This is a genomic window from Hydrocoleum sp. CS-953 (assembly GCF_002260545.1).
Lineage (GTDB): Bacteria > Cyanobacteriota > Cyanobacteriia > Cyanobacteriales > Microcoleaceae > Trichodesmium.
In genome coordinates, this window is the sequence record NZ_LGSU01000155.1 from 1 (window position 1) to 2,296 (window position 2,296).

Below are 2,296 nucleotides of genomic sequence, written 5' to 3' on the forward strand. Positions count from 1 at the left end.
ATATATATAAATATTGTCATAATAAGAATGAAAAGCAAACAACCGACCCACTATTTTATCTGTGAAATTGTATTATTAAATGTTGCCTAAATAGGAATAAATTCTACCTGGCTTCCCAATAAATTTGCTAAAGTTCAATCAGAATCGCTATGATAGATGAATGTCAAAAATTTTGACATTTAACTTTTGACTTTTGACTTAAAAAATATGATTCCAACCGTTATTGAACAATCTGGCCGTGGCGAAAGGGCCTTCGATATTTACTCTAGGCTTTTGCGCGATCGCATAATTTATTTAGGAGAAGCAATAGACTCTGACTTGGCCAATCTAATCGTAGCCCAATTATTATTTTTAGATTCAGAAGACCCAGAAAAAGATATTTATCTCTATATAAACTCCCCTGGGGGTTCCGTTAGTGCTGGGATGGGTANATAATTTATTTAGGAGAAGCAATAGACTCTGACTTGGCCAATCTAATCGTAGCCCAATTATTATTTTTAGATTCAGAAGACCCAGAAAAAGATATTTATCTCTATATAAACTCCCCTGGGGGTTCCGTTAGTGCTGGGATGGGTATTTATGACACTATGAGACACGTTCGGCCAGATGTCTGTACTATTTGTATGGGAATAGCCGCTAGTATGGGAGCATTTCTGCTGAGTGGAGGAACAAAAGGCAAAAGAATGAGTCTACCCCACGCCCGCATTATGATTCACCAACCATTAGGCGGTGCCCAAGGTCAGGCCACAGATATTGAAATCCAAGCAAAAGAGATATTATACCTCAAAAAATATCTCAATGAATGTTTAGCAGAACACACAGGTCAACCCATCGAAAAAATTACCGAAGATACAGAAAGAGACTTTTTTATGTCAGCCACAGAAGCAATGGAATACGGAATAATTGACCAAGTTTATAACCGTAATCCCTCTAATTCTCAACCTATATCTCCTGTTAATTAGAGAATAGGGAATAGGGAATAGGGAATAGGGAATAGGGAATAGTAAAAAAAGTGCAATTTTTTGGTAGATAAAGCTCAAAAAGTTGAAATTTTTAGTAGACAAGAGTGGAAAAATTAACAGACAATTATTTCTCCTACCTCCTATATAATTCCTCTTGCTCCTGACTTTTTAATTAGGGTTTGCTGAATCAATTCATCAACCCATAATATTCAGAGTTTTAAGTGGTGAATTTCCAGGCGGAAAGTGCCATAAAAGAACCAAATCAATATTAAAAACCAGGGATTTTTCCTAGTCTGGCGAGGGGAAAACGCAGAAAAATTAACATTAAAATCATTGCCTATTCCCCATTCCCCATTCCCTTCCCTCACTAAGATACTTTTTCAGTAAACCCTAATTAAAGTTTGCTGAAAAAGTCTTATGGGTAAGGGTAGTCCTCAGGAGTCAGTCCTCAGTCCTCGTAGGGGCGAATGGCCATTCGCCCCTACAGGAGAAATGGGAATTATAGAGGAGATAGGAGGAAGAATTGTCCCTTGATTTTTCTGCCCTTGTCTGCCTAAAATACTAGCTTTTTGCAGCTCTAGTGCAGGATGGCAGAAATAACTGACCAGTTACAAAATTCTAAAAGCCTTACTAACCAATAATGCTTGAATTTTGAATTTTGAATTTTGAATTCCGCGTAGCAGCTCTAGCCACCAAAAAGCTTACACTTTTTTTAAAGTAAAAAGGCTAAAACCTTTATCTATCAATGCTTTCAGGATTAATTAACAGAGCAATAATTACTAATTAACTATAAGTGGTCAGGGAAGTTAGGACATTCTAACGCCTATCAAATTTAGTCCGTGTGGCGAATGTACGGGGGATTGGCCATTAGCCCCTGGTTCTAACTTCGCGCCTTCTAACTTCTGACTTCACCTATTGAGGCGTATCTAACCCCTCTAAATGTTGTAAAAAATGTTGCAATTTCTCAAATGAAAGCCTTGTACGACCCTCCTCTCCATAATTTTTCTTGAGAAAAGTTTTTCCTTTTGTAGCATTCCAACCCAAACGTTTAATTTCATTAGTAGTTTTGGCAAATACTTCCAAATACAGCAAAAAACTTTGTAATTCATCTACACTTAATTGTTCCAGAGACTCTTTGTTGTGGTTATATTCAAAATAATCTTTTTGTTGCTTTGCTTTCCAACCTTGACCCTTAATTTCCTTAGTTACTTTCTGTAGCATATCTAAATATTGATGGAAATCCAATAACTCTTCATTTGTTAAAAATTGGCGTGTTTTTTGACTATAATTTTGCTCTAGAAAATCTCGCTCCTTCTCTTTTTTCCATCCTAAAC

1 protein-coding gene and 2 pseudogenes are annotated in these 2,296 nt (G+C 36.5%); 2 read left to right on the plus strand and 1 reads right to left on the minus strand.

Going from position 1 to position 2,296, the window contains the following annotated elements:
• Positions 1-207 precede the first annotated feature (207 nt).
• Positions 208-430 (plus strand): ATP-dependent Clp protease proteolytic subunit (locus AFK68_RS01195; protein ID WP_210407163.1); only part of this gene is annotated, 223 nt, incomplete at its 3' end.
• Between the two features lies 1 nt (position 431).
• Positions 432-962: pseudogene (locus AFK68_RS01200) on the plus strand (ATP-dependent Clp protease proteolytic subunit); the annotation flags it as partial.
• Between the two features lie 912 nt (positions 963-1,874).
• Here the strand turns inward: AFK68_RS01200 and AFK68_RS36115 are convergent.
• A pseudogene (locus AFK68_RS36115) lies at positions 1,875-2,296 on the minus strand (hypothetical protein); the annotation flags it as partial.